Origin of the sequence: Aeromonas sp. R1-1, from assembly GCF_040908495.1 — a bacterium.
GTDB lineage: Bacteria > Pseudomonadota > Gammaproteobacteria > Enterobacterales > Aeromonadaceae > Aeromonas > Aeromonas veronii.
Genome location: NZ_JBFODV010000020.1, coordinates 1 through 2,446, shown reverse-complemented (window position 1 = coordinate 2,446; position 2,446 = coordinate 1). Strand labels below are relative to the sequence as shown.

2 protein-coding genes and 1 pseudogene are annotated in these 2,446 nt (G+C 60.7%); 1 reads left to right on the top strand and 2 read right to left on the bottom strand.

What is annotated here, in order from left to right:
• Positions 1–471: pseudogene (locus AB5Y92_RS00940) on the bottom strand (hypothetical protein); the annotation flags it as partial.
• Positions 472–474: 3 nt separating this feature from the next.
• Positions 475–1,317, bottom strand: coding sequence for an AAA family ATPase (locus tag AB5Y92_RS00935; RefSeq protein ID WP_368225182.1), 843 nt, complete (start codon positions 1,315–1,317; stop codon positions 475–477).
• 159 nt (positions 1,318–1,476) lie between these two features.
• Here AB5Y92_RS00935 and cysK point away from each other — a divergent pair, with 159 nt between their 5' ends.
• Positions 1,477–2,445 carry a cysteine synthase A gene (cysK, locus tag AB5Y92_RS00930; RefSeq protein WP_164537435.1) on the top strand — a complete coding sequence of 323 codons (969 nt, stop codon included), beginning with the start codon at positions 1,477–1,479 and terminating at the stop codon, positions 2,443–2,445.
• Position 2,446 lies beyond the last annotated feature (1 nt).

The following is a 2,446-nucleotide window of genomic DNA, read 5'->3' as shown; positions in this document are numbered from 1 at the left end:
GTGCTGCCCCTCTCCACCCATGCGCACCCCCTCGGGGTGAAAACCGCCGTGACCAAACGGGCTGCTGCCACCGGTTCCCACCCACTTGTTGCCACCGGCGTGGCGCTCTTTCTGCTCGTTCAGCCGCTGATTAAGGGTTTCCAGCAGCTTGTCGAGTCCGCCGAGGGATTTGAGCAGCGCCTTCTCCTCTGGGCTCAGCAGCCGTTCGAACTCCTTGCGCAGCCACTCCTCGGGCAGGCTCTCCGGCAGCAGGGGAGTGGCTTCCAGCCCTTCGTAGTATTCGGCGAAGGCGCGATCGAAGCGATCGTAGTGGGCCTCGTCTTTTACCAGCAGGCAGCGGGAGAGTTGGTAGAACTCGTCCATATCGGCAGCGACCAGCCGGGCAGCCAGTGCGGCGTGCAAGTCCAGCAGCTCGCGCAGGCTGCATGGGAGCTTGTGGCGGCGCAGGTGGGTAAAAAAGTCGATCAGCATGGGTCAGCTGCCGCGCCGGGCCAGAAAGGCTAGCTTCTCGAAGAGATGGAAATCCTGCTCGGTCTTGAGCAGGGCGCCATATAGCGCGGGCACCAGCTTGCCTGGCTCGCGGGCGCGCATCGCCTCGGGGGCGATATCGTCGGCCAAGAGCAGGCGGATCCAGTCCAGCAGCTCCGAGGTGGAGGGTTTCTTGCGCAGTCCCTCTACCTCGCGCAGCTCGAAGAAGAGATCCATTGCCTCGCCAAGCAGGCTCTCCTTGAGGTCGGGGTAGTGGAGTTTGACGATGGCCTGCATCTCGGCCTTGTCGGGGAAGCGGATGTAGTGGAAAAAGCAGCGGCGCAGGAAGGCATCCGGCAGCTCTTTTTCATTGTTGGAGGTGATGATGACCACCGGCCGCTGGCGTGCCTTGACTCGCTCGCCGGTCTCGTAGACGTCGAACTCCATCCGATCCAGCTCCAGCAGCAGATCGTTGGGGAATTCGATGTCGGCCTTGTCGATCTCGTCGATCAGCAGCACAGGTCGCTGCTCGGCGCTAAAAGCCTGCCACAACTTGCCTTTACGAATGTAGTGGCTGATATCGGCCACTCTGGGGTCGCCGAGCTGGGAGTCCCGCAGCCGGGCCACCGCATCATATTCGTAGAGTCCCTGCTGGGCTTTGGTGGTGGACTTGATATGCCAGGCAATGAGGTCTGTACCGAGATGGTCGGCGACCGCTTCTGCCAGCACCGTCTTGCCGGTGCCCGGCTCCCCTTTGATTAGCAGCGGTTTTTCGAGGGTGATGGCGGCATTGACCGCCATCTTCAATGCATCGGAGGCGAGATACTGGCTGCTTCCTGAAAATCCCATAACGTCGGTTCCTTTGACGATTGGCGCCCGGAGTCAGGGGCCAGAGAGAATAAGCTCTATATGTTGTAATACCATATGGTTATAACGAATAGTCACTTCTCATTCAGAAACCACAGGGTAATCTTGTTTCATCGTCGTAACAAACACAGGGATAGCGCCATGAGCAAAATTTTTGAGGACAACAGCCAGACTATCGGTCACACCCCGCTGGTTCGTCTCAACCGTGTTACCAAAGGTCGCGTGCTGGCCAAGATCGAGAGCCGCAACCCCAGCTTCAGCGTCAAGTGCCGTATCGGTGCCAACCTGATCTGGGATGCCGAGAAGCGCGGCATCCTGACCAAGGGTAAGGAGATTATCGAGCCCACCAGCGGCAACACGGGTATTGCTCTGGCCTTTGTCGCGGCAGCTCGCGGCTATCCCATCACCCTGACCATGCCGGCCACCATGAGCCTGGAGCGCCGCAAGTTGCTCAAGGCGCTCGGTGCCAATCTGGTGCTGACCGAAGGGCCCCTCGGCATGAAGGGTGCCATTGCCAAGGCCAACGAGATCCTCGAATCCGAGCCGGGCAAGTATGTGTTGCTGCAACAGTTTGAAAACCCGGCCAACCCGGAGATCCACGAAAAGACCACCGGCCCAGAGATCTGGGATGCCACTGACGGCGAAGTGGATGTGTTCGTGGCCGGGGTCGGTACCGGCGGCACCATTACCGGGGTCTCCCGCTATCTGAAGCAGACGAAAGGCAAGGCGGTGGTCTCTGTCGCGGTCGAACCGGCCGAGTCGCCGGTCATCAGCCAGAAGTTGGCCGGGGAAGAGATCAAACCGGGCCCCCACAAGATCCAGGGGATCGGCGCCGGCTTTATCCCTGGCAACCTGGACCTCTCCCTCATCGATCGGGTGGAGAGGGTGACCAGCGATGAAGCCATCGAGATGGCTCGCCGCCTGATGGAGGAGGAGGGGATCCTGGCCGGTATCAGCTCCGGTGCTGCGGTGGTGGCTGCCAGCCGTCTGGCCGAGCTGCCGGAATTTGCGGGCAAAACCATTGTGGTCATCCTGCCGAGTGCGGCGGAGCGTTACCTCTCCAGCGCCCTGTTTGCCGGGGTGTTCAGCGAGCAGGAGCTGCAGCAGTAAC